This window comes from Stenotrophomonas sp. STEN054 (genome assembly GCF_056854535.1).
The window spans coordinates 22,049-45,050 of record NZ_JBXFWG010000034.1 but is presented as its reverse complement, the minus strand read 5'-3'; the positions used below and the strand labels follow the sequence as shown (position 1 = coordinate 45,050).

At 68.2% G+C, this 23,002-nt stretch carries 19 protein-coding genes and 2 pseudogenes; 15 read left to right on the top strand and 6 right to left on the bottom strand.

Annotated features, from left to right (window positions below; genetic code table 11):
• Positions 1-110 precede the first annotated feature (110 nt).
• Both AC1VXD_RS13970 and proP read right to left on the bottom strand, forming a co-directional pair.
• Positions 111-1,202, bottom strand: a complete 1,092-nt coding sequence (locus AC1VXD_RS13970; RefSeq protein ID WP_482992536.1) for a catalase family protein — start codon at positions 1,200-1,202, stop codon at positions 111-113.
• Positions 1,203-1,309: 107 nt separating this feature from the next.
• Positions 1,310-2,797 (bottom strand): glycine betaine/L-proline transporter ProP, encoded by a 1,488-nt coding sequence (proP, locus tag AC1VXD_RS13965; protein WP_482992535.1) that lies wholly within the window; start codon positions 2,795-2,797, stop codon positions 1,310-1,312.
• A 612-nt stretch (positions 2,798-3,409) separates the two neighbouring features.
• Between proP and AC1VXD_RS13960 the strand changes: the two genes are divergently transcribed.
• The 5 genes and pseudogenes from AC1VXD_RS13960 to AC1VXD_RS13940 all read left to right on the top strand — a co-directional run bounded on the left by AC1VXD_RS13960 (position 3,410) and on the right by AC1VXD_RS13940 (position 9,136).
• A complete protein-coding gene (locus tag AC1VXD_RS13960) occupies positions 3,410-3,826 on the top strand; it encodes a baeRF12 domain-containing protein (RefSeq protein WP_482992534.1) in 417 nt (138 codons plus the stop codon).
• 4 nt (positions 3,827-3,830) lie between these two features.
• Entirely contained in the window at positions 3,831-4,154 is a 324-nt protein-coding gene (locus AC1VXD_RS13955; protein ID WP_482992533.1) for a thioredoxin family protein, read from the top strand.
• Positions 4,155-4,318: 164 nt separating this feature from the next.
• A complete protein-coding gene (locus tag AC1VXD_RS13950) occupies positions 4,319-6,316 on the top strand; it encodes a DUF4034 domain-containing protein (RefSeq protein ID WP_482992532.1) in 1,998 nt (665 codons plus the stop codon).
• A 160-nt stretch (positions 6,317-6,476) separates the two neighbouring features.
• Positions 6,477-6,626 (top strand): annotated as a pseudogene (locus AC1VXD_RS13945) (nuclear transport factor 2 family protein); the annotation flags it as partial.
• 155 nt (positions 6,627-6,781) lie between these two features.
• Positions 6,782-9,136, top strand: a complete 2,355-nt coding sequence (locus AC1VXD_RS13940) for a GH92 family glycosyl hydrolase (protein ID WP_482992531.1) — start codon at positions 6,782-6,784, stop codon at positions 9,134-9,136.
• A 691-nt stretch (positions 9,137-9,827) separates the two neighbouring features.
• On the opposite strand, the gene AC1VXD_RS13935 is transcribed toward AC1VXD_RS13940, so the two are convergent.
• Together AC1VXD_RS13935 and AC1VXD_RS13930 are read right to left on the bottom strand one after the other, a co-directional pair.
• Positions 9,828-11,204 (bottom strand): sensor histidine kinase, encoded by a 1,377-nt coding sequence (locus AC1VXD_RS13935; RefSeq protein ID WP_482992530.1) that lies wholly within the window; start codon positions 11,202-11,204, stop codon positions 9,828-9,830.
• Positions 11,197-11,871 carry a response regulator gene (locus AC1VXD_RS13930; RefSeq protein WP_482992529.1) on the bottom strand — a complete coding sequence of 225 codons (675 nt, stop codon included), beginning with the start codon at positions 11,869-11,871 and terminating at the stop codon, positions 11,197-11,199. Before AC1VXD_RS13930 ends, AC1VXD_RS13935 begins: the two co-directional genes overlap by 8 nt.
• Positions 11,872-11,933: 62 nt before the next feature.
• Between AC1VXD_RS13930 and AC1VXD_RS13925 the strand changes: the two genes are divergently transcribed.
• Genes AC1VXD_RS13925 through AC1VXD_RS13915 form a run of 3 tightly spaced genes read left to right on the top strand, consistent with a single transcriptional unit; the run spans position 11,934 to position 17,442 of the window.
• On the top strand, positions 11,934-13,181 hold the full coding sequence (locus AC1VXD_RS13925; RefSeq protein WP_482992528.1) for a TolC family protein: 1,248 nt from the start codon (positions 11,934-11,936) through the stop codon (positions 13,179-13,181).
• Positions 13,178-14,371, top strand: a complete 1,194-nt coding sequence (locus AC1VXD_RS13920) for an efflux RND transporter periplasmic adaptor subunit (RefSeq protein ID WP_482992527.1) — start codon at positions 13,178-13,180, stop codon at positions 14,369-14,371. Before AC1VXD_RS13925 ends, AC1VXD_RS13920 begins: the two co-directional genes overlap by 4 nt.
• Positions 14,368-17,442 (top strand): efflux RND transporter permease subunit, encoded by a 3,075-nt coding sequence (locus AC1VXD_RS13915; protein WP_482992526.1) that lies wholly within the window; start codon positions 14,368-14,370, stop codon positions 17,440-17,442. The genes AC1VXD_RS13920 and AC1VXD_RS13915 overlap by 4 nt, the downstream gene beginning before the upstream one ends.
• 66 nt (positions 17,443-17,508) lie before the next feature.
• Here AC1VXD_RS13915 and AC1VXD_RS13910 read toward each other — a convergent pair.
• Positions 17,509-17,792, bottom strand: a pseudogene (locus AC1VXD_RS13910) (aldehyde dehydrogenase family protein).
• Here AC1VXD_RS13910 and AC1VXD_RS13905 point away from each other — a divergent pair.
• Entirely contained in the window at positions 17,676-17,987 is a 312-nt protein-coding gene (locus AC1VXD_RS13905; protein WP_482992525.1) for a LysR substrate-binding domain-containing protein, read from the top strand. The pseudogene AC1VXD_RS13910 and the gene AC1VXD_RS13905 sit on opposite strands and share 117 nt — an antisense overlap.
• 34 nt (positions 17,988-18,021) lie before the next feature.
• Here the strand turns inward: AC1VXD_RS13905 and AC1VXD_RS13900 are convergent, their stop codons facing one another.
• Positions 18,022-18,492, bottom strand: a complete 471-nt coding sequence (locus AC1VXD_RS13900; RefSeq protein WP_482992524.1) for a MerC domain-containing protein — start codon at positions 18,490-18,492, stop codon at positions 18,022-18,024.
• 32 nt (positions 18,493-18,524) lie between these two features.
• Between AC1VXD_RS13900 and AC1VXD_RS13895 the strand changes: the two genes are divergently transcribed.
• The 6 genes from AC1VXD_RS13895 to AC1VXD_RS13870 are packed head-to-tail and all read left to right on the top strand — an operon-like array spanning position 18,525 to position 22,934.
• Complete coding sequence (locus tag AC1VXD_RS13895; RefSeq protein WP_482992523.1) at positions 18,525-19,064, top strand: ZrgA family zinc uptake protein; 540 nt, start codon at positions 18,525-18,527, stop codon at positions 19,062-19,064.
• The gene (locus AC1VXD_RS13890) at positions 19,061-19,756 is read left to right on the top strand and encodes an ABC transporter ATP-binding protein (protein ID WP_482992522.1); all 696 of its coding nucleotides are present in this window, start codon (positions 19,061-19,063) and stop codon (positions 19,754-19,756) included. Before AC1VXD_RS13895 ends, AC1VXD_RS13890 begins: the two co-directional genes overlap by 4 nt.
• A complete protein-coding gene (locus AC1VXD_RS13885) occupies positions 19,749-21,002 on the top strand; it encodes an ABC transporter permease (protein WP_482992521.1) in 1,254 nt (417 codons plus the stop codon). The genes AC1VXD_RS13890 and AC1VXD_RS13885 overlap by 8 nt, the downstream gene beginning before the upstream one ends.
• A gap of 3 nt (positions 21,003-21,005) precedes the next feature.
• The gene (locus AC1VXD_RS13880) at positions 21,006-21,557 is read left to right on the top strand and encodes a DUF3299 domain-containing protein (RefSeq protein WP_482992520.1); all 552 of its coding nucleotides are present in this window, start codon (positions 21,006-21,008) and stop codon (positions 21,555-21,557) included.
• On the top strand, positions 21,547-22,206 hold the full coding sequence (locus AC1VXD_RS13875; RefSeq protein ID WP_482992519.1) for a DUF3299 domain-containing protein: 660 nt from the start codon (positions 21,547-21,549) through the stop codon (positions 22,204-22,206). The genes AC1VXD_RS13880 and AC1VXD_RS13875 overlap by 11 nt, the downstream gene beginning before the upstream one ends.
• A complete protein-coding gene (locus tag AC1VXD_RS13870) occupies positions 22,206-22,934 on the top strand; it encodes a hypothetical protein (protein WP_482992518.1) in 729 nt (242 codons plus the stop codon). Before AC1VXD_RS13875 ends, AC1VXD_RS13870 begins: the two co-directional genes overlap by 1 nt.
• The last annotated feature ends 68 nt before the right edge of the window (positions 22,935-23,002 follow it).

Below are 23,002 nucleotides of genomic sequence, written 5' to 3'. Positions count from 1 at the left end.
GTAGTCTAGGTTGTTTACTCGCGAGCCATGGCGGGGGGGTCGCCAGGTAGTTTTGTCTTGTGGGTTTTCGGCGTTGTTTTGCTAGTTTTGGCTGGATACAACCCTCGACTCTACTGTCCGCCTGCAACGGGCTCGTGCAGCGGACACCGGTTGTGCTGAGAGCGATGCTCACGCGAGGCGGCCATGACAACCTTGCGTGCCCGGTTCAGCGCACCCAGCGGCCGATGTGCTTCCAGCGCGTGCCATGGACTGAACGCCAGGCGATCCTCGACGCCCGGTGACTCCGCATCATCCCAGCTCACCTGGGGCGGAACGTGCAGCTCGGCAACGGCAATGAACGGGCTCTGCTCCTGTGGCCACTCCACCGAGGCATCCTCGATGGGCATCGCTTTTTCATCCCGGCACAGCTGCGCGCACAGCTCCCAGACCAGATGGCCACGCCCGCTCGCAAGCGTCTCCTGAATGGCATCGCGCTGGCCGTCTTCGATGTTTTGCAATGGTGCCCGATCCAGTGCCTGCAAGGTGGCCGAGACTGGGCGCAGGCAGAACTTGGCCACGTAGGGGCCGAAGCGGAACGGCACCTGGCTGAAGAAGGTTTCCCCCATTGGATGTGTCTGCGGTTCGCCGCCCATCCCTTTGATCTTCGCGCTGCCGCCGCCTGCGGCTTCCAGCAACCTTTCGCCGCCGCGAAGGGTGGCCGAAATCACTGCCTTGGTTCGCGGCATGCGCTCGGTGGTTGCCGCCAGCAGCTTTGTTGAACGGAGAAAGCCTTTTGGACCCGGGCTGGTAAAGGCGGGGCCGTTGACCATCAGGAAGTCCTGGCTGTGCTGCTCTTCGCTTTCCGCGACGCGGGCGCCGCTCACACCAAGGATCTTGATGGCGATGGCGCGCGGGGTGGACACCGTGTCCGGCAACTGTTCGGCGGGCGGGGAAGAAAAGCGAACGACCGCCTCGTAGGTTGCAGGCGCAGCGAAGAGTCCTTGCGCGAGTTCCTGTGGGAGGGCATCAGAAACCTTCAGCCTGCCCTTGAGCAGCGCCTGGCCTTTTGCATGCACGGCACGATAAGCATGGCCTTCGGCCTCTGCCACCGTGCGCGCCATGCCGAGGAATACCTCGCGCAGCGCATCGATGGTCTCGGCTTCGTCAGCCTCTCGCTGCTCCATGCCGGCGTGGAAGGGAACGGGGGGAAGTAGCGTGCGCATGGCTGGCTCCATCAGGGATGAAGCCAGAATGCGCGGTTGCGGTTATCCGCTGGTGCAGGGCCGGCATGGGCCGCTTTCACGGCCCATGGGTGGGCGCCTGCGCTGTCTCAGGCGGGCTTTGGCGTCTCGCCATCACCGGCTTCCGGCAGCGGCGGCAGGGTCGGGTCAACGGTCACCGGCCCATCGCTCTTCAGCAGGGCGGCGGCTTCCTTGTCGCTGGCCACGGCCGGCGGCGAACCGCGCAGCGGCATGTTCGCCGTCTCCTTCACGAACATCATGGTGATCAGGCCGATCACCGCCGCAAGCATCAGGTAGTAGGCGGGCACCAGCGGATCGCCGGTACGCTCGACCAGCCAGGCGGTGACCAGCGGCGTGGTGCCGCCGAACAGCGACACGGACACGTTGAAGGCGATCGACAGCGCGCTGTAGCGCACCGGTGTGTAGAACAGCGCCGGCAGCGTGGACGGCATCGAACTGGTGAAGCACACCAGGGCAAGGCCCAGCAGCATCAGGCCCAGGAAGATCAGCCAGTCGTTGCCGCTGCCGATCAGCAGCAGGCAGGGCACGGCCAGCACCAGCAGCGCGATGCAGGCGCCGATGATCATCGGCCGGCGCCCGAGCTTGTCGCTGAAAAGACCACCGACGATGTTCAGCGGCATCATCACCAGCATCACGATGATGATCAGCAGCAGGCCCTTGCTCTCCGCATAGCCCATGGTCACGCTCAGGTAGCTGGGCATGTAGGTCAGCAGCATGTAGTCGGTGACGTTGAACACCAGCACCAGGCCCATGCACACCAGCAGCTGGCGGCCATGCACGCGGAACAGGTCACCCAGGCCCGGGCGGTCGTGCTCGCGCTTCTCGGCTTCCTCGGCGAAGGCGCGGAAGGCCGGGGTCTCTTCCAGCTTCATGCGCATGTACAGACCGAGCAGGCCCAGCGGACCGGCGACCAGGAACGGGATGCGCCAGCCCCAGTCCAGCATGTCCTCGCTGCTCAGGAGCATGTGCAGCGCGGTGACCGTGCCGGCGCCGGCGATGTAGCCGCCCAGCGTGCCGAACTCCAGCCAGCTGCCCATCAGGCCGCGGTTGCGGTCGGTTGAGTACTCGGCGATGAAGGTGGCCGCGCCGCCGTACTCGCCGCCGGTGGAGAAGCCCTGCACGACGCGCGCCAGCAGCAGCAGGACCGGCGCCCAGATACCGATGCGTTCGTAGGAGGGGATCAGACCGATGGCAAAGGTGCCCAGCGCCATCAGGATCATGGTGAAGGCCAGAACTTTCTGCCGCCCGTAGCGGTCACCCAGCGGGCCGAATACCAGACCGCCCAGCGGGCGCACCAGGAAGGCCACGGTGAAGGTCGCGAACGCGGCGATCACCTGCGCGGTGGGATTGCTGGAGGGGAAGAAGACCTGGCCGATGGTCACCGCAAGGTAGCCGTAGACGCCGAAGTCGAACCATTCCATCGCATTGCCCAGTGCAGCGGCACCGACGGCGCGCTTGAGCATGGGCTTGTCGACGACGGTGATCTCGTCGACCTCAAGGTGGCGGCGGCGTTTGAACCAACCGAAGTGGGCATGGGCATCGGGGTTGTCCTGCATGGGGACGTCCTTTCTGTTCTTGAAGGGGGAGTGCGGAATAGGCGGTGTGGTGTCCCGGAAATCGGAAACAGCGATGCTGGCGCAACTGGCGCAGGGGCATCGGTGCGGGCGGTCCACGTTGGACCAGGACGTACGGGAAAAAACCACGCACGGGAAACTACGCCGTGGATTGGCGAGGGCTGGTGAAGATCGATGCCAGGGGTGATGGCACATGCCGCCGATCAGAACGGGCTGACCGGACCAGGCTGGGTGGGCATCGGAAGAACGGTCAAGATCAGCGCCTGAGCGGCGTCATCCACCCGGATCCTGCACGCGGCGAAGGAATGAGGGGGTGGGAGCGGGTGTGGCAAGCGGTACGCCGGTCGGCCGTGCTTCCCACGTGACAGGTGTGCCTGCCACGTAGTACGTCGTGTCGATCATCCCTTCATGATAACGGTTACGACGTGAACATGCAGCGAAGCGGGCTGTAGCGGACGCTGTGCGCCCGACTGCCCGTTCATGCGCACGCCTTGATGATGCATGCCGCGATGACATGCTGTGGACGCAGTGTGGCCGCACCGCTCACAACGCAGCCCTTACGGTGGTGGCGAACCAACGCAACCGGAGCATCGCATGACTCGTCGCATTCCCGAAGGTACCCTTGTCGTCGTCACCGATGGTGGCTCGGCGCGCGTGTTCACCAACGTCGGCAGCGATCATCAGCTGACGCTGAAGCAGGAGGGCGAGCTGCGCCTGCAGGACATCAGCGAGCAGGGTGTGTCGGGGCAGGGCCCGTCGGGTGCCGTGCCGAAGGACATGTCCATTTCCCAGCTCAACGAAGCGACGTTCGCCAAGCAGGTGGCCGAGCAGTTGAACGAGGACGCGCTGAAGAACCGCTACGCGCACCTGATCCTGGTGGCCGATCCGATCACTCTGGGGCGGATCCGCCCGCTGCTGCACAAGGAAACGCAGGCGCGGCTGCTGGATGACCTGGCGAAGAACTTCACCAACGCACCGCTGGAAGACATCCAGCGCGCACTGGCAGCGTAACGCAATGCCTTTCATGCGCGACCACCAGGCCGCCGAGCCGGCCCGCAGCGATGTCGATGCGCAGCCCGGCTGGCTGCTTGTCGAGTTCGGTGCGCCGTGGTGCGGCCACTGCCAGGCCGCGCAACCGGTGCTGCAGCGCTTCGTGGACGCGCATGATCTGCCGCACTGGAAGATCGAGGATGGCAAGGGCAAGCCGCTGGGCCGCTCGTTCCAGGTGAAGCTGTGGCCGACGGTGGTACTGCTGCGCGACGGCCACGAAATGGCGCGCGTGGTGCGGCCAGTGGACAGCGCGGATCTGTCCACCCTGGTGGCGGCACTGCCGACGTAGCGCCTGCCCGGTTCTGTGTAGAGCCGAGCCCATGCTCGGCTGCTGGTCGGATGTACGTCGCCAAAAAACGGTCAAGCAAGCGTGACTACTACCGATGCAAACCCGGAGTGCAGCCCCGCTGCAGCGCTATAATCCGCCGATGCTGTCGCTCTGCTTGAATTCCGATGACCTCTCCGCTTTCCGCTGAATCCCCGCGGCGTCATGCCGCACCCGCGATCTGGGATGACCTGCTCGCCCATCGCTTCGAGGCCATCGAGTCCGCCTTGCCCGACCTCCTCGCACCGCAGGATGCCGAGGGCGGTGCGCGTGCACTGGCGCTGCTTGCGCCGCCGCAGGCACTGTCGATCAATGCGCTGTGGGAGGCCCTGGCAGCGTGGCAACAGCAGGCCTCGCAAGCCGATGCACCGCTGCTGCTGGCCGCCCTGGTGTGGGATCGCATTGCCGTCGATCTTCGGGGCTCGGGCTGGACGTCATCGGTGGGCGAGGGCGCCTGGTCCAGCGTGCATGCCGCGCAGACCGCGCTGTTCGTCCACGCGATTGCCCTGGCCGATCGCGGGCCGTTGTCCTGGCCGCTGCTGCACCAGCTGATGCGCAGCGTGGCGGCGTTCGGCGTGCCGGTGTGGATGAGCGACTGGATGCACGATGGCTTTCATCCCGCCGATGGCGCCGGCCCGTGGCGCGACATGCAGGCGCTGCTCGGCGCGTGGATGACCCAGGCGCCACGCCTGCCGGACCTGCCGGCGCAGATGCCTGCGTCCTGGTCTGCCGCGGTCCCGCCGCCGCCGGAACTGGATGAGGAGGGTGACCCGATTGCGAGCGACGAGGCTTCGCCGCAGCCGGCCCTGGCCTGGCTGCAGATGGGCCTGCAGGCCGCAGGTCACGGCCTGCCGTTGCTGGACACCTACGCGCGGCTGCGTACGCCACGCTGGGGCGGCAGCCATGAAGAGATCCTCGCGCTGGCAGAGGGTCCATTGGCTGAAGGCTTGGACGCATCGCAGCGCAACCAGCTGCGCATGATCGTGTGGCTGGATGCCATCGACGTGGACAGCATCGACACCGACGACCGCAGCGCGGTGCAGCAGGCCTTTGCGCGTGGCATGGAACTGCTGGCGCAGCCGCAGTCGGCGCTGGAGCGGACAGGGATCCATCTGCAGCTGGCCGAGCTGGCTTCGCGGGTGGACAACCCCGAAATGGCTGCGGCGTACTACGCGCAGGCGGCCGATCCCAGCGTGCCGCGCGGGTTCGATGATCATCAGCTGATGCGCATGCTGCATGCGGCCGCGGCGACCGGCATGGGGGAGTGGCTGGCACCGGTGGTGGCACGCCAGTGGCGCAACTCAGCTTGGGCGGCGGTAATCCAGGGCGTACTGCGCGACACCGGTTGGTGCGGGGTGACGCCGGATGCGGCGCAGGCCGAGGCGGCCTGGCGCCACGTGGCCGCGCTGATGGCGGTGCCAGCGCCGGGCGCGGACTGCCCGTTCAACGACGTCTACTACGCCTTCGACGAGTCGCTGCAGCACACTGCGCTGCTGCATATGGCGCAGGTCGGTGCCGAACTGGGCTTCCCGGAGATGCAGGCCGCGTTGGGCTACCACTACTTCGAGCACGCGCCTGCCTACGATCCGGCGCTGGCCATCCAGTGGTACCGCCGTGCAGTCGAGCAGGACAGTGGCCGCGCAATCTACAACCTCAGCCTGGTCTACGACCGAGGCCTGGAGGAGGGCGGGATTGCCGGCATCGGCGCGGACGAGCTGGTGCATCTGTCCAATGCCTGCGAGCTGCGCTGCCTGGAGCTGGCGGCGAACGAAGAAGAATGGGGCGAGCGTCTGCAGCGTCGCGTCCGCAGTTGCGTAGCGGGTGCGGGGTACTACCTGCGCACGCAGGTCCCTGCCGAGGGGCGCCTGCCGCGTCTGCTGGATACGCTGGAATTCTGGGGCGGACAGGCGTGGACGCAGGCGGCTTGGATGCTGGCGCAGTACTACGCCGCGCGCAGCGAGGTCGAGTTTGACCGCGCGGTGTTCTGGGCCGAGCGTGCCTGCGCGCAGCAGCCGGATGAGGACGAGGTGCAGGCGATGCGCACGACCCTGCAGCGCGGTCTGTTTGGCAGCCGCCGCTACCGGCAGGCAATGGAACGCGTGAGCGACGGCCTGCCGCCGCGTTGACGCCCTTGTAAAGCCGAGCCCATGCTCGGCTGCTCTTGTAGAGTCGAGCCCATGCTCGGCTGCTCTTGTAGAGTCGAGCCCATGCTCGACTGCTCTTGTAGAGCCGAGCCCATGCTCGACTGCTGTTCCAGCCGAGCATGGGCTCGGCTCTACAGAAAGGGTCAGCCGAGCATGCGACGAAGGCCTGCCCGAGGCGCACGGCCAGCCGTACGTGCTCCCCGGGGGTGCGTCTTTCGAGATCCGTGACGGCAAGGTCGCGCGCATCACCAACTACTACAACCTGCCGCACTGGATCGAAGCGGTCAGCCGCTGTGGCCTGCGCCACGCATTTGGTAGGTGCCAACCCTGGTTGGCACAACGCCGAAAAAAGCCGGCCTCTACCAGGGTGCGCCCGGGCAACCGCAGCGCAACATGCCTCGCGGCAAACCCGGTGCTACGATCAGTTCACCACCTGAATCGATCCAAATGCCGATGCCCCTGCTGGACCGTCGCCTCCTGATCGCCGTCGCCGCCACTGCCATGCTTGCCTCCGGCGTGGGCACGGCCGCCACGCCGAAGTCCGCCGCCGACAAGGCCTATGCCTCGGTCGACCCCTTCATCGGCACCGGCGGGGAAGGGCATACCTACCCGGGTGCCACGGTGCCGTTCGGCATGGTCCAGCTCAGCCCGGACACGCGCATCCAGCCGCGCGAAAAGGCCTATGGCTGGGCAGCCGGCTACCGCTACGACGACAGCAGCATCGTCGGCTTCTCGCACACGCATTTCTCCGGCACCGGCCATTCGGACCTGGGCGACATCCTGGTGATGCCGTTCACCGGTGAGCCCGGCCTGGAGCGCGGCGATCCGGAAAAGCCGCGCAGCGGCTATGCCTCGCGCTTCCGCCATGACGACGAGAAGGCCGAGCCGGGCTACTACGCGGTTACCTTGGACGACTACAAGGTGCGCGCCGAGCTCACCACCAGCGCCCGCGTCGGCGTGCATCGCTACACCTTCCCCAGGGGTACCGACGCGAAGATGCTGCTGGACATGCGCACCAGCATGTACGACTACCCGGGCAAGATCCTGTGGTCGCGGGTGCGCGTCCGCGACGACGGGACCGTCACCGGCTTCCGTGAAACGCGCGGCTGGGCGGCGGGTCGCCAGCTGTATTTCGCGATGCGCTTCTCGCGGCCGCTGACCAGCCACGAGCTGCACAGCACCGAGAAGGACATCGTCTACAAGGGCTTCGCGCCTCCGGGTGAGAAGGACCCGAAGCAGCGTGCGCAGATCGAGGGCCGGCAGCTGGTCGGCACCTTCGACTTCGGCAAGCTGGATGCACCGCTGATCGTCAAGGTGGCGATTTCGCCTGTCAGCGAGGCCGGTGCCATCGCCAATCTCGACGCGGAAGTCGCCGACTTCGACTTTGACCGTGTGCGTGCGCAGGCGAAGCAGGAGTGGACGAAGGCGCTGTCGGTGCTGGACATCGACGCGCCAGAACATGCGCGCCGCAGCGCCTACACCGCGCTGTACCACACCCTGCTGGGGCCGACGCTGTTCATGGATGCCGACGGCCAGTACCGCGGCGCCGACAATGCCGTGCACAAGGCCGAGGGCTACACCAACTACTCGACCTTCTCGCTGTGGGATACCTACCGCGCCCTGCATCCCTTGCTGACCCTGGTGCAGCCTGAGCAGCGCAACAGCGATTTCATCAATTCGATGCTGGCCCACCACGACCACAGCCCCTACGGCATGCTGCCGGTGTGGTCGTTCCACGGCCTGGAAGACTGGTGCATGATCGGATACCACGCGGTGCCGGTGATCGCCGATGCCTACGTCAAGGGCATTCGCGGCTTCGACGCCGACAAGGCGCTGAAAGCCATGGTCGAGACGGCCAACTACGGCCCCTACGACGGCATCGCGCAGTACCGCGAGCTTGGCTACGTGCCGATCGACGAGGAGGGCGAGGCGGCCAGCAAGACGCTGGAGTATGCTTTCGACGACTGGACCATCGCGCGCATGGCGCAGGCGATGGGCAAGACCGACGTGGCCACCACCTTCGACAGGCGTGCCGGCAACTGGCGCAATGCCTTCGACAAGGAAACCGGCTTCATGCGCGCGCGCAAGCGTGATGGCAGCTTCCGCACGCCGTTCGACCCAAGTGCCAGCGGTTACGGCACCGACTACACCGAAGGCAACGCCTGGCAGTATTCCTGGTATGTGCCGCAGGACGTGGCAGGGCTGGCCGCAGCGCACGGCGGCAGCGACAAGCTGCTGGCGCGGCTCGACGAAGTGTTCAACGCCAAGGTCGATCCGTCCATCTTCGAGCACATGGAAGACATCACCGGCCTGATCGGCTGGTACGCGCACGGCAACGAACCCAGCCACCACGTCGCCTACCTGTATTCGTACGCCGGCCAGCCGTGGCGCAGCCAGGCCCGGCTGAAGCAGATCATGGACACGCAGTACGCCGACCGCCCCGATGGCCTGGCCGGCAACGATGACGTCGGCCAGATGTCGGCCTGGTACGTGTTCACCGCGCTGGGCTTCTATCCGGTGGCGCCGGGTTCGGGCGAGTACATCCTCGGCCGTCCGTTCCTGCCGAAGACCGCGATGCGCCTGCCGAACGGCAAGACGTTCACGATCGTGGCCAACGGCCTGGACGACAAGCACACCTACGTGGGCAGCGTGAGCCTCAACGGCAAGCCGCTTAAGCGCACCTTCCTGCGCCATGACGAGATCCTGGCCGGTGGCGAGCTGACCTTCACCATGCAGGCCGAACCGAACAAGGAGTGGCCGGGGCAGGGCGCGCAGGCGCCGTATTCGATGTCAACGCCGTAACGGTAGCGCCGGGCCACGCCCGGCGGCGGAACCTGTAGGGCCGAGCCCTCGCTCGGCTCAGGCGCCGCGCCAGAGGCAGCCGAGCATGGGCTCGGCTCTACAGGGCGCGGAACCGCATTCCCACGCGTGCGCCACCCGTCGGCGCGCTGCTGATGTCCAGCGCGGCAGCATGCCGCTGCGCGATCTCGGCCACGGTAACGGGAGCGCCGGGCCACGCCCGGCGGCGGAACCTGTAGGGCCGAGCCCTCGCTCGGCTCAGGTACTGCGCCAGAGGCAGCCGAGCATGGGCTCGGCTCTACCCGCTGCGGAACCGCATGCCCACCCGTGCGCCACCCATCGGCGTGCTGCCGATCTCCAGCGCTGCATCATGCCGCTGCGCGATCTCGGCCACGGTCACGGTAGCGCCGGGCCACGCCCGGCGGCGGAACCTGTAGGGCCGAGCCCACGCTCGGCTCAGGCACTGCGCCAGAAGCAGCCGAGCATGGGCTCGGCTCTACAGTGCGCGGAACCGCATGCCCACCCGTGCACCACCCATCGGCGCGCTGCCGATGTCCAGCGCGGCAGCATGCCGCTGCGCGATCTTGGCCACGGTCACGGTAGCGCCGGGCCACGCCCGGCGGCGGAACCTGTGGAGCCGAGCCCAGGCTCGGCTCAGGCGCCGCGCCAGAGGCAGCCGAGCATGGGCTCGGCTCTACAGGGCGCGGAACCGCATGCCCACCCGCGCGCCGCCCATCGGCGCACTCCCGATCTCCAACCCGGCGTCATGCCGCTGCGCGATCTCGGCCACGATGGCCAAGCCCAGGCCACAGCCATCGCCCTGGCTGCTGGCGCGGTAGAAGCGCTCCGTGACGCGGCCACGTTCGGCCGCGTCGATGCCGGCGCCATCATCATCCACCCAGACCTGCACGCCGTCCGCATCGCGTTGCACGCTCAGGGTGATCATTCCGCGCATGGCGCCATAGCGCAGCGCGTTGTCCAGCAGATTGCCCAGCGCCTCGCGCAGCAACGGTGCATCGCCCTGCACCGGCACGCCTTCGTCCGGCCCCTCGTATCCCAGGTCCACGCCGGCAGCCAACGCGCGGTCGGCATAGCGCTCGACCACGGTGCGCGCCAGCGAGGCCACGTCCAGTACCTGCAACGGCAACGAAGCGCCCTGTGCATCCTCCGAACGGCTGAGCAGCAGCAGCTGGTTGACCAGATGCTGCAGTCTCGACAATCCAGCCAGGGTTCCGGACAGCGCCAGCTGCTGCGCCTGTGGGTCCTGCTGCCGCAGCGAACTCTCCAGCTCCACCTGCATCGCCGCCAACGGCGTGCGCAGCTGGTGCGCGGCATTGCTGACGAAGCGCCGCTGCGCCGCCTGCATTGCATCCAGCCGCTGCAGCAGTGCGTTGTAGGCCTCCACCGCGGGCCACAGCTCGCGCGGTGCCTCCTGCTGCGGGTCCAGAGGCGCAAGCGGGTCAGGTCGCGGGCTCGCCAGTCGCCGCGCCACCTGGTTGGCATGGCGCGCCGCCGCGCCTGTGCCTGACCAGGCCAGCCACGCAGCCAGAGCAAGGATCGCGGCCTGGAACGGCACACTGGTCATCAGCAACTTGCGCTCCAGCCGGTGCCGCTTGCGCAGTGTCTCGGCCACGCGCAGGCGCACCTGATGCCCGCCCGTGGTCGGTACCAGCACCTCCACCATGCGCACCGCTTGCCCGCGCAGCCGCGCATCGTAGTAGACCGCGTCGTCATCGGCGGTCTGTGCGGGCCGCGGCAGTGCCTCGGCCAGATCGCCATACAGCCGCGCGCCGCTGGCATCGACCACTTCGCCATGCACTTCATCCACCGTGTCCCAGGTGAACATGCGTGACATGGCCGGCGTCACGTCCATCACCGCGCGACCATCCTGCTCCTTCACCAGCTCGGACAAGGACATCGCCGAATCCAGCAGCCAGCGGTCGTAGACCTGGCCAGCGAAGTAGCGCGCCAGTGCGAACGAGCCCACCGCACTGCACAGCAGCAGCACCAGCAGCGGCAGCCACAGCCGTCGCAGCAGCAGCCCGCGCAGGCTCGCCACGCGCTCAACCATCGATGGCCTCCAGCCGGTAGCCGAGGCCACGCAGCATGCGGATGCCCACATCCGCGCCGGCCTGTTCGAACTTGCGGCGCAGGCGGCTGATATGCACTTCGATCACGGAGAGATTGGCCTCGTGGTCCCAGCTGTACAGCGCGTCGAACAGGCGCTGCTTGGTCACGGTGCGTCCGGGCTGCTGCATCAGCGCATCGACCAGGGCCAGCTCGCGTGCGGTCAGCTCGATGCGCTGGCCGTCCACCTGCACCTCCTGGCGGATGCTGTCCAGGCACAGGCGGCCGAGCCGCTTCTGTGCAGGCGCATCGCTGCGGCGTCGTGCCAACGCGCGCAGGCGCGCTTCCAGTTCGCCCAGCGCGAAGGGCTTGGCCAGGTAGTCATCGCCACCGCGGTCCAGGCCGAGGATGCGGTCCTCCACGCCATCGCGTGCGGTGAGGATCAGCACGGGCAGGCTGATGCCCTGGTCGCGCAAGCGCGACAGCAGGTCGAGGCCGTCGACATCGGGCAGCGACAGGTCCAGCACCATCACGTCATACGGTGCAGCGGCCAGCGCCCCCGGCGCCAACAGGCCCTGCGCCAGGTGGTCACACAGATGGCCGGCGCCCTGCAGGGCACGCACCAGGCCGTCGGCCAGGGCCGCGTCGTCTTCGATCAACAGGATTCGCATTGCAAGCTTCGCGCAAGGTTCGGGAAAGTTTGGCGCAAGTGCGCCACCTTACCGTGGCGCGCATGAATTTCCTCCCTCGTTCGGCGGCCCTGCTGGCCGCACTGGCGTGTGCACCTGCGGCGTGGGCGATCAGCCTGCAGGACGCGCAACGTGCCATGGATGCGCACAACCCGGACCTGCGCGCGGCGGCGCTGGAACTGCGCGGTGCGCAGGGTGATGCGCTGACCGCTGCATTGCGGCCTGCAGCGGAACTGTCGCTGGGCACCAGCAAGATAAGCCCGAAGCACGGCGTCGGCGGCGGCCGCTGGCAGGACAAGCGCGTCGACAGAACCCTCGGCCTGGGCTTCACCTGGGAACGCGGCGGCAAACGAACGCTGCGCATGCGCCAGGCCGATGCGCTGGTGGAGGCGGCCGGGCTGGAACAGCTGGACATGCGCCGCCGGCAGCTGGTGGCCCTGCACGAAGCCTATTTCAGGCTGAAGGCCGCGCAGGACGTACGGGACATTGCCGAGGCCAACGGCCGCAGTTCGGCCGAGCAAATGGCCGCTGCGGAGCGGCAGGTCGCCAGCGGTGCAATGGCCCCCGTGGATCGTGCCCGCCTTGCCGTGGATGACCTCGCAATGGCCGATGCGGCACGCGAAGCAGCGCTGGACCTGCGCGATGCGCAGCACACCCTGGCCCTGCTGCTGGGCAGGGAGGAAAGCACCTCTCTCAGTGCGGACGACGCGTGGCCCGACGCAAGCAGGGAAGCGGCTGGCAGCGCCGCCGACCCGCAGCAGCGGGTGGACCTGCGCGCCGCACGCTCGCGTCTGGCCGCGGCCGATGCGGGTGTGGCGCTTGCCCGCAGCGAACGCCGCCGCGATATCCAGTGGGGCGTGGAGGCCGAGCGCGAGCCGACCGACATCAATGGCGTGACCTGGGGCGTGTCGGTGACGATCCCGCTGGGGGCGCCGTCGCGCACGCAGGGGGGTATCCAGCGTGCCGAGGCCGACCGCGATGTCGCCGCACTGGAGCTGCATGCGCTGCAGCGCCAGACCTGGGCCGAGCTGGACCAGCTGCAGGCCGGCGCCGATGCCGCCGCGCAGCGCCGCCGGGATTACGAGGGGCTGCACGCCGACAGCGCACGCAAGGCCGTGCAGGGCATCGAACTGGCCTATCGCCGCGGCGCCGCCAGCCTGACCGACCTGTTGGACGCACGCCGCAGCTGGCGTGAGTTCGAAGCCGCGCTGATCCAGGCGCGTGCCGACCATGCCATTGCACTGGCGCGCTGGAGCGCCGCCACGTCCGTTGCCGAAGGAGAGACCCTGTGATCCCGCTTGCCGCCACTCAACCGCGTGCGCGCCGCGCATTGCTGCCTGCGCTGCTCGCGCTGGCCCTGCTGTCCGGCTGTGGGCGTGAACCGGCCACCTATGCCGATGGCGCGCCGGTGGTCAGTGCCGGGCAGATCCAGTTCCCGGCCGACAGCCGCCAGTTGGACGTACTGCGCAGCGAAGCCGTGAGCGAGGGTGCCAGTGCCTCGCTGCAGTTGCCGGGCCGGGTGGTCTGGGACGAAACACGCTCCAGTGCGCTGCGCGCGCCGTTGCCGGGCCAGGTCTCGCGCATCGAGGCGCAGCCGGGGCAGAAGGTCAAGGCTGGCCAGGTCATCGCCTGGATCACCTCGCCGGAGTTCGGCCAGGCGCAGGCCGAAGGCGTACGCGGTCGCGCCGAGCTGCAGCAGGCCCGTCGCGAACTGGAGCGCACCCGCGAGCTGCATGCCGCCGGCGTGGCCTCGGACCGCGAACTGGATGAAGCCGAAGCGCATTTTGCCGGCAGCCAGGCCGACCATGCACGCGCCGCCGCGTTCGCCACCGTCTATGGCAATGGCAACCGCGTGGACCAGCGCCTGCCGCTGCGTGCGCCCATCGACGGCGTGCTGGTGGAGCGACGGATGAGCCCGGGCATGAACGTGGGTCCCGATGGCGAGCACCCGCTGGCAGTGATCGGTGATCCCGACCGCCTGTGGCTGTTGCTGGACGTTCCCGAGAGCCTGGCCGGGCGCCTGCAGCCGGGCATGGCGGTGCGCGTGCCGGCTGCCGATGGCAGCACGCTGCAGGCGACCCTGCAGCATGTGGATGACTTCGTCGACAGCGAGCGCCGCGTGGTGCAGGCGCGCGCCGAACTGGACAACCACGGCCGCAGCTTCAAGGCGGGGCAGTACGTGCGCGCCCAGGTGGCGCTGCCGGCACAGGGTGGCGTGTCGGTGCCGGATGCCGCCGTGTTGCTGATCGATGGCAAGCAGGTCGTGTTCGTGGACGAAGGCAAGGGCCACTACGCGCGTCGCGCCGTGCAGGCCGAGGAGCTGGGTGACGGGCGCCTGTGGGTGCGCGAAGGGCTGGCGGCCGGCACCCGCGTGGTGGTCGAGGGCGGCCTGCTGCTGCAGCAGCTGGTGGACAACGCGCCGGCCCCGGCAACGGCGCCCTCGGCAACCGCTGCTCCCGCGATGGGGCATGCCGCACCATGATCGATCGCCTGATTGCCTGCTGCCTGCGCCAGCCGCTGATGGTGATGCTGGCGCTGCTGCTGTTCATCGGTGCCGGCATCGCTGCGTTCCGCGTACTGCCGGTGGAAGCCTTCCCCGATGTGTCCGACACCCAGGTGACCGTGGTCTCGCTGCACCCGGGTCGCGCCGCGGAGGAGGTCGAGCGCGAAGTCACCATGCCGCTGGAAGTGGCACTGTCGGGCATCCCGCACTCGGTGCGGGTGTTCTCGCATACGCAGTTCGGCCTGTCGATGATCATCCTGACCTTCGACGACAAGGCCGATGACTACTTCGCGCGCCAGCAGGTGATGGAGCGCCTGCAGGGCGTGGACCTGCCCGAGGGCGTGACCCCCGAGCTGGAGGCGATGAGTTCGGCGGTGGGCGAGGTCTACCGCTACGTGCTGAAGGCCCCGCACATGAGCCCCACCGAGCTGCGCACCGTGCAGGAGTGGGTGATGGAGCGTGGCCTGCGTACCGTGCCCGGCGTGGCCGACGTGATCAGCTTCGGCGGCTATGCGCGTACGTTCCAGGTCAAGCCGGATCTGGACAAGCTGCGTGACCGTGGCATCAGCCTCGGCGAATTCTCCGAAGCACTGGAGAAGGGCAGCTCCAATGCCGGTGGCGGTTATGTGGAGCGTGGCCAGCAGCAGTTCCTGATCCGCGGCGTCGGCCTGATGCGCACGCCTGCCGATATCGGCAGCGTGGTGGTCGCACAGAAAGGCGGTACGCCGGTGCTGGTGCGCGACCTGGCCAGCATCGCCGATACCGGGCTGCCGCGGCAGGGCCTGGTTGGCCAGGACGACAACGACGATGCGGTGTTCGGCATGGTGCTGATGCGCAAGGGCGAAAATCCGTCCGATGTGCTCGACGCCCTGCATGCGCGCGTGGCCGGGATCGAAGCCAGCCAGCTGCCGGCAGGCGTCAGTATCGAGCCGTTCTACGACCGCTCCTGGCTGGTCTCGACCACGCTGAAGACGGTGTTCCGCAACCTGCTGGAAGGTGCGGTGCTGGTATTCCTGGTGCTGTGGTTGTTCCTCTACAACGCACGCGCCGCGCTGATCGTGGCGGCGATGATGCCGCTGGCCCTGCTGTCGACCTTCCTCGGCCTGCACCTGTGGGGCGTGCCGGCCAACCTGCTGTCGCTGGGGGCGATGGATTTCGGCATCATCATCGACGGTGCGGTGATCGTCACCGAGCACATCGTTTCGCGCCTGTCCGCGCTGCCGCGTACGGCAGACCGCAAGACACGGTTCTGCACCGTGCTGTCGGCGGCCTCGGAAGTCGGGCGGCCGACCTTCTTCTCGATGCTGATCATCATCGCCGCGCATATCCCGATCTTCACCCTGCAGCGGCAGGAAGGCCGTATGTTCGCGCCGATGGCCTACTCGGTCACCTCGGCGCTGATCGGTGCGCTGATCCTGGCGCTGACCGTGGTGCCGCTGTTCTGCTACTGGTGGCTGCGGCGCGACCGCATGCGCGGCGAAAACCCACTGATGGACCGCCTGACCGGCTGGTACCAGCCGGTGCTGGAGCGTGCGCTGGCCCGTCCGCGGGCGGTGGTGCTGACCGCCGTCGCGCTGCTGGTCGGTACGCTGGCGCTGGGCACGCGCTTGGGCTCGGAGTTCCTGCCGGAGCTGGATGAAGGCTCGATCTGGCTGACCGCCACGCTCGACCCCAGCACCAGCCTCGCCGAGGCGCAGCAGCAGTCGCGGCGCATCCGCGAACTGGTGAACAGCTACCCGCAGGTCTCCACGGTGGTGGCCAAGCTGGGCCGTCCTGAGGATGGTTCCGATGCCAAGGGCGCGAACCAGATCGAGGCGCTGGTGGCGTTGAAGCCGGAGAAGGAATGGCCCAAGGGCGTGGACAAGCGGCAGCTGATCGCCGACCTGCAGCGCACCCTGGAGCAGCGCATTCCAGGACCGGAGTTCTCGATCTCGCAGCCGGTGCGCGACAACATCCTGGAGAGCATCTCGCAGATCAAGGGCCAGGTCGTGATCAAGGTCAGCGGTGCCGACCTGGATGTGCTGAACCGGGAAGCCCAGGCCATTCTCGGCCAGGTGCGTGGCGTGGACGGCGTGGAGAGCGCCTTCATCGACCGCGACGGCTCGCTGCCGCAACTGCAGGTGCAGATCGATCGTGACCGTGCCGCACGCTATGGCCTGAACGTGCGTGACATCGATGAGGTGATCGAGACCGCGCTGGGCGGCCGCGAAGTGGGCGAGCTGTGGGAGGGCGACCGGAAGTTCCCGATCACCCTGCGCCTGGACGATGCCGACCGTGATCTCCAGCGCCTGCGCATGGTGCCGGTGGGCATCGGCGATGGGCATACCGTGACCCTGTCCGACGTCGCCGATTTCCAGATGGCCAGCGGTGCGATCAACATCTCGCGCGAGAACGCACAGCGGGTGAAGGCGGTGAGCATCTTCATCGCCGGGCGTGACATGGGCAGTGTAGTGGCCGACATGCGTGCGCGGGTGGATGCCAGCGTGACGCTGCCCGAGGGCTACCGCCTGGAGTGGTCGGGCGAGTTCGAGAACCAGCAGCGCGCGATGAAGCGGCTGGGTTGGGTGATCCCGCTGTCGGTGCTGATCATCTTCGTGCTGCTGTTTGATGCGTTCAAGGACATCAGCAGTGCGGCGCTGATCCTGGCCAACGTGCCGCTGGCGATGATCGGTGGCATCCTTGCCCTGTGGCTGACCGGCATCCCGTTGTCGGTGTCGGCGGCGATCGGTTTCATCGCCTTGTTCGGGCAGGCGGTACTGAACGGTGTGGTGATGCTCAGCCGGTTTGCCCAGCTGCGTGAGCAGGGCATGGACCTGCTGCAGTCGGTGGTGCAGGGCTCGCTGCAGCGCCTGCGCACAGTGCTGATGACCGCGCTGCTGGCAATGTTCGGTCTGCTGCCGATGGCCACCTCGCACGCGATTGGTGCCGAGACGCAGAAGCCGCTGGCGGTGGTGGTGATCGGTGGCCTGCTGTCGGCGATGCTGCTGACCCTGCTGGTGCTGCCCACGCTGTACTACTGGGTGCACAGCCGCCGCGCCGCGAACCGGTAGGTGCAAACCTTGGTTGGCACAATCCATATCCGCCGGGCATGGCCCGACACTACCGGTGGACGGCCATCACCCCACCACCAACGTCTGCGCTTCCAGGAATGCTTCCATGCCCCACGCGCCGCTCTCGCGGCCAGTGCCCGACTGCTTCATGCCGCCGAACGGGCCAGCGGCTCGTGCCGCAGCGTATTCACCAGCACGCGGCCGGACTGGATCTTCCGCGCCACCGCCGTCGCATGTGCTTCATCTGCGCCGATCACCAGCGCGCTCAGGCCGTAAGGCGTGTCATTGGCGATCGCCACCGCCTCGGCGGCCAGGCCGGTGTCGGCCTGGCGTTCCTGTCCGAATGGCATATCCATATCCGCGAGGACCTGGACAGCGGCGCGCTGGTGCCGGTGCTGGATGCCTGGTGCCCGCCGTTCCCGGGTCTGTACCTGTATTTTCCCGGCCACCGTCACCTGCCGCCCGCGTTGAAGGCCTTCGCCGATCTGCTGCGCGAACGCGACGCGCAGGGTCTGGCCCCGACGCCGTGTAGATTCCAACCTTAGTTGGCACGTCGGGAACTTCCACCAAGGTGGACGACTACCGTTGCAACGCCCTCCGGTTGAGGGTGTGGGCGGTGGCCAGCAGCACGCCGCCGCAGGCGGTCGCCACGCCATGCCAGACCAGCGATTCCTTCAGCGGCATGTACAGCGAGGACGCCAGCAGCGTGACCGCGCCGCAGGCCGCCAGCCGCAGCGGTCGCCACTGCTGGTGGCGACGCCAGCCCGACACGGTGCTGGCCATGGCCACGGTGGAGGCAACTACGGCGAACACCCATTCCCAGCGCGACATCACCAGCAGCGCGGTCATCGCGCCGTGGGCCGGGTGCTGGAACGAGCGCAGGGCCATCATCGCCGCCGGCACGAAGGCCAGCAGCAGGGGCAGGGTGATGCAGTGCGCGGCGCAGGCCAGAGACAGCCAGGCGCCGGCCAGGTCGAGACGGGGGTGCCAGCGTGCCGAAGCTGGCGGCTGGGGCAGTGCCCTTGCGGGTGGCGTGGGGATGTGGTCCATAATGTTACATAGTAACAACGATGGAGTCCTCAATGAAGCGTTCCGTTTTGCTGTTCCTGTTGTTTGCAGCTCCTGCAGTGCAGGCACATGACGTGCGTCAGCCAGGCGCCCACGTGCATGGCCAGGCCCTGGTCGACCTGGCCGTGGACCAGGGCACCCTTGAACTGGCCCTGCAGGCGCCGGGCATCGGCATCCTCGACTTCGAGCGACCGCCGGCCAATGCCACCGAACAGGCGGCGCTGGACGCGGCACTGGCCACGCTCAAGCGCGGCGACTGGCTGACCCTGCCCACCGCAGCGCAGTGCACGCCGCTGAAACGTGACGCACGCGCCGAGGGCTTTGCCGCCGCCGCGCCCGCCACTGCCGCTACGCCGGCCAAACACACCCATGCCGGCTTCAACGCCGAACTGCGCTACCAGTGCGCCAACCCGGCCGCGCTGCGCGTGTTGGTGCTGGCCTTGCCGAAGGCCTTCCCGAACCTGCACGAGGTCATTGTCAACAGCGCGACGGCGGCCGGCCAGGGCCGCACCGTGCTCAACGCCGAGAACCTGCGCGTGGTGCTGGCCCCATGAACGCCGCCGCCGTGATCGCACTGGAGCAGGTGCGTTTCAGCTACGGCGGGCGCACCGTGCTGGACATTCCGCAGCTGCGCATCGCGGCCGGCAGCAGCGTGCTGCTGCGCGGTGCCAGCGGGTCGGGCAAGAGCACCCTGCTGGGCCTGCTGGCTGGTGTGTTGTGCCCCGAACAAGGCGAGGTGAGGGTGGCCGGTACGGCCGTGCACGCCCTGAAGCCAGCGGCGCGCGACCGCTTCCGCGCCGATCAGCTCGGTGTGATCTTCCAGCAGTTCAACCTGCTGCCCTTCCTCAGCGTGCGGGACAACATCGCGCTGGGCCTGCGCTTCTCCCCCGCGCGCAGCGCACGGGTCGGTGGCCCGCTGGAGGATGAGATCCTCCGCCTGGTGCGGGCCCTGCATCTGGATGGGGACCTGCTGCAGCGCCGTGCCGGCACCCTCAGCGTCGGCCAGCAGCAGCGCGTGGCGGCGGCGCGGGCGTTGATCGGTCGCCCGGCCGTGCTGCTCGCCGATGAGCCGACCTCGGCACTGGACCGCGAGGCGGCCAGCGCCTTCCTGCAGCTGATGGCCGCGCAGTGTGCCGCGGCCGGTACCACCGCGGTTGTGGTCAGCCATGACGACAGCCTGCAACCGCTGTTCGACCGCGTCGTGCAGCTGCAGGACATCAACCACGCCGGAGCCGCCCATGTTTGAACTTGCCTGGGCCAGCCTGCGCAGCCGTGCGCTGAGCGTGTCCCTGACCGTCCTGGTCATCACCCTCAGCGTGACCCTGCTGCTGGGCGTGGAGCGCGTGCGCGTGCAGGCCCATGAGGGTTTCGCCAGCACCGTTTCGGGCACCGACCTGATCGTCGGCGCGCGCTCGGGGCCGGTGAATCTGCTGCTGTATTCGGTGTTCCACATCGGCGACCCGACCAACAACGTGTCCTGGCAGTCCTACCAGGAGCTGTCGACGCTGCCGCAGGTGAAGTGGGCGGTGCCGTTGTCGCTGGGTGATTCCTGGCGCGGCTACCGGGTGATCGGCACCACCGGCGGCTACTTCGAGCACTACCGCTACGGTGCCGGGCATACGTTGGCCTTCGGTGAGGGCAAGCCCTTCGATGATCTGTACGACGCCGTGGTCGGCGCCGACGTCGCCCGCGCGCAGGGCGTGCAGGTCGGCGATGAGATGGTTCTCGCCCACGGTACTGCCGCGGTGACGCTGGCCAAGCATGCCGACAAGCCATTCCGTATCAGCGGCGTGCTGCAGCGGACTGGCACGCCGGTGGATTCGTCGGTGCTGGTGTCGTTGCCGGCGATCGAGGCCATCCACGTGGACTGGCGTTCGGGCGTGCAGCTGCGCGGGCACAAGGTCAGCGCCGAACAGGCGCGGCACCTGGACCTGACCCCGACCAGCATCACTGCCTTCCTGCTCGGCCTGAACTCGCGCATCGCCACATTCTCGGTACAGCGCGCGATCAATGACTACCCCGACGAGGCACTGCTGGCGATCCTGCCCGGCGTGACCCTGCAGCAGCTGTGGCAGTCGCTGGGCACGGCCGAGCGGGCGCTGCAGCTGATCAGTGCGATGGTGGTGCTGCTGGGCCTGGTCTCGCTGGTGGCGCTGCTGGTGTCGACCCTGCAGGAGCGCCGTCGCGAGATGGCGGTGCTGCGCGCCACCGGTGCACGGCCACGCTACATCGCCGGCCTGCTGGTGCTGGAAGCGGTGGCGACCAGCGGCATGGCCTGCGTGCTGGCGTTGGCCATCCTGGTGGCCGCCAGCCTTGCCGGGCGCGGCTGGGCGCTGGCGAATTTCGGCCTGTCGATTATCCATGTCTGGCCGGACCTGCGCGAGCTGGCGTGGGTAGGCGGGGTGCTGGTGCTGAGTGCCGTGGCCGGTCTGGTACCTGCTTTGCTGGCCTATCGACGCACCTTGGCCGACGGCCTGTCGGCGGGAGCCTGAGCGATGCGCACGTGGCTTTCCCTTGCCGTGATCCTGCTGCTGGCCGGCTGCGAACGTCCGCTGGATACCGGCGTGCAGGCCCTGCCGCCGACGCCTGTGCAGGAAGGCGCGACAACCCAAGCGGCTGCCGAGCAGGAACTGGACTGGCTGCAGATGATGCCCGCCGACGAACTGGCCGCCTTGGAGCGGGGTGACGGGCCGGAAGTGAAGCATAACGGCAACCGGCGCATGGCCCAGTTCGGCACCTTCCGCACGGTGGGCACGGTGCTGGACCGCGCCGTGCGTCTGCCGGGCTACGTGGTGCCGCTGGCCAATGCCAGCGATGGCCGGCTGACCGAGTTCCTGTTCGTGCCGTACTACGGCGCCTGCATCCACGTGCCGCCGCCACCCCCGAACCAGATCGTGCACGTGCGGTTGTCGCGGCCGATCGACATGCCGGACATGTACTCGCCGTTCTTCCTCGCCGGCACCCTGCGCGCCGAGCGCGTGGACGACGATCTGGCCGGTTCGGCCTACACCATGGCAGACCCCGAGTTGAGGCCCTATGAACCGTAACGTCTGTATCCTGGTGTTGATGTTGTTGGCCGGTTGCAGCCGGCCCGGCGGCGATGTGCCCGACGTGGCGGCCGAACCAGCTGCCGCCGCGGCCACGTCCGATGCGGTGAGCACGCCGGATAAGGCCGCGCCGGCCGAGGGCGCGATCACGGCCTGGAGCGCGTTGATGCCGGAGGAGGACGCTTTCCTGCGCCCGCCGCCGCAGATCGGCATCGACCGCAGCGGCGGCATGGGTGCGATGTCCGGCGTCGGTGGGCTGATCGATGACACGGGCTCGGGCACGCCGCCGGGCGCGGCCATCGACCACTCCAGCCCCGACCGCGCGCAGCAGTTCGGCTCCGCTGCCGTCGTCGATGACGTGGACGGTCGCGAGGTCGACCTGGACGGGTACGTAGTGCCGTTGGGCATGGACGACGCCGGGGCGGTGAATGAACTGCTGTTCGTGCCGTTCTACGGCGCCTGCATCCACGTGCCGCCGCCGCCACCGAACCAGATCATCCACGTGACCCTGGCCAAGCCGATTGCAATCGGCAATCTGTGGGATGCCTATCGGCTGTCGGGCCACCTGCGGATCAAGCGCTTCGAGGGCGACATCGCCAGCGCCTCCTATGATGCGGACGCGGCCACGCTGACGGCGATCGGCAGCTGATGCGGCGCTCGTACTGGCTGGGGATCGGTGCCGCGCTGCTGGCCTGGCAGCGCTGGGCACCGCAGGGACGTCCGCCGTCCGTGGCGTTCCCCGCACCGGTGCCCGCGCTGCAGGCCGACATCGAGCGGCACCTGCGCGAGGATCGTGCGTTCCGTGACGACGTGGTGTTCCTGCTGGCGGCCACGGTGCGTGATCGCTGCGTCCCGGCCGAGGCCGGTGTGCTGGCACGCATGGCCAACCGCGCCGCGCTGCCGGTGCTGGGTGCGGTCAGTGCGGTGACCGCGGAGGACCGTCGGCTTGATCGGCCGATCTATCAGTTCATCCAGCACCGCGCCGACAGCACGGAATGCGATGAACCGCTGCAGTTGCCCGCCTTGGGGACACAGCCGCTGCAGGTGGACGTCGAGCAGTACGCGCGCAGCTTCCCCGACAGCTATTACGACCCGACGCGCAGCAGTGTGCCGCGCGACTTCGGCGGTCGCAGCCTGGTCGAGCGCGCAGGCAATGCCTGCAACAGCGTGGTCTATTCGGTGCTGCCGCTGGGCCCGGGGGACTGGCGCTGCAGCATGCTGCGCTCCAACGCGCGCAGCCGTGTGCGCGGCGCCTGCGAGCATGAGGTGCAACGCCAGCACGGCAGTGCCGGAGGCGAGCTGGACATGGCCGTAGGAAAGGGCATGCAGGGGGAGGTGGTGGCGGCCGTTGCCGCCTTGCCGGACGGTTGCCGGTAAGCGGACCTGTAGAGTCGAGCCATGCTCGACTGCCGTCTCCGTTGTAGAGCCGAGCCATGCTCTGCTGC

Excerpts from the sequence above, each read along its gene's own strand:
- AC1VXD_RS13970 (WP_482992536.1), bottom strand. The coding sequence starts at position 1,202 with ATGCGCACGCTACTTCCCCCCGTTCCCTTCCACGCCGGCATGGAGCAG.
- proP (WP_482992535.1), bottom strand. The coding sequence starts at position 2,797 with ATGCAGGACAACCCCGATGCCCATGCCCACTTCGGTTGGTTCAAACGC.
- AC1VXD_RS13960 (WP_482992534.1), top strand. The coding sequence starts at position 3,410 with ATGACTCGTCGCATTCCCGAAGGTACCCTTGTCGTCGTCACCGATGGT.
- AC1VXD_RS13955 (WP_482992533.1), top strand. The coding sequence starts at position 3,831 with ATGCCTTTCATGCGCGACCACCAGGCCGCCGAGCCGGCCCGCAGCGAT.
- AC1VXD_RS13950 (WP_482992532.1), top strand. The coding sequence starts at position 4,319 with ATGACCTCTCCGCTTTCCGCTGAATCCCCGCGGCGTCATGCCGCACCC.
- AC1VXD_RS13940 (WP_482992531.1), top strand. The coding sequence starts at position 6,782 with ATGCCGATGCCCCTGCTGGACCGTCGCCTCCTGATCGCCGTCGCCGCC.
- AC1VXD_RS13935 (WP_482992530.1), bottom strand. The coding sequence starts at position 11,204 with ATGGTTGAGCGCGTGGCGAGCCTGCGCGGGCTGCTGCTGCGACGGCTG.
- AC1VXD_RS13930 (WP_482992529.1), bottom strand. The coding sequence starts at position 11,871 with ATGCGAATCCTGTTGATCGAAGACGACGCGGCCCTGGCCGACGGCCTG.
- AC1VXD_RS13925 (WP_482992528.1), top strand. The coding sequence starts at position 11,934 with ATGAATTTCCTCCCTCGTTCGGCGGCCCTGCTGGCCGCACTGGCGTGT.
- AC1VXD_RS13915 (WP_482992526.1), top strand. The coding sequence starts at position 14,368 with ATGATCGATCGCCTGATTGCCTGCTGCCTGCGCCAGCCGCTGATGGTG.
- AC1VXD_RS13905 (WP_482992525.1), top strand. The coding sequence starts at position 17,676 with ATGTGCTTCATCTGCGCCGATCACCAGCGCGCTCAGGCCGTAAGGCGT.
- AC1VXD_RS13900 (WP_482992524.1), bottom strand. The coding sequence starts at position 18,492 with ATGGACCACATCCCCACGCCACCCGCAAGGGCACTGCCCCAGCCGCCA.
- AC1VXD_RS13895 (WP_482992523.1), top strand. The coding sequence starts at position 18,525 with ATGAAGCGTTCCGTTTTGCTGTTCCTGTTGTTTGCAGCTCCTGCAGTG.
- AC1VXD_RS13890 (WP_482992522.1), top strand. The coding sequence starts at position 19,061 with ATGAACGCCGCCGCCGTGATCGCACTGGAGCAGGTGCGTTTCAGCTAC.
- AC1VXD_RS13885 (WP_482992521.1), top strand. The coding sequence starts at position 19,749 with ATGTTTGAACTTGCCTGGGCCAGCCTGCGCAGCCGTGCGCTGAGCGTG.
- AC1VXD_RS13880 (WP_482992520.1), top strand. The coding sequence starts at position 21,006 with ATGCGCACGTGGCTTTCCCTTGCCGTGATCCTGCTGCTGGCCGGCTGC.
- AC1VXD_RS13875 (WP_482992519.1), top strand. The coding sequence starts at position 21,547 with ATGAACCGTAACGTCTGTATCCTGGTGTTGATGTTGTTGGCCGGTTGC.
- AC1VXD_RS13870 (WP_482992518.1), top strand. The coding sequence starts at position 22,206 with ATGCGGCGCTCGTACTGGCTGGGGATCGGTGCCGCGCTGCTGGCCTGG.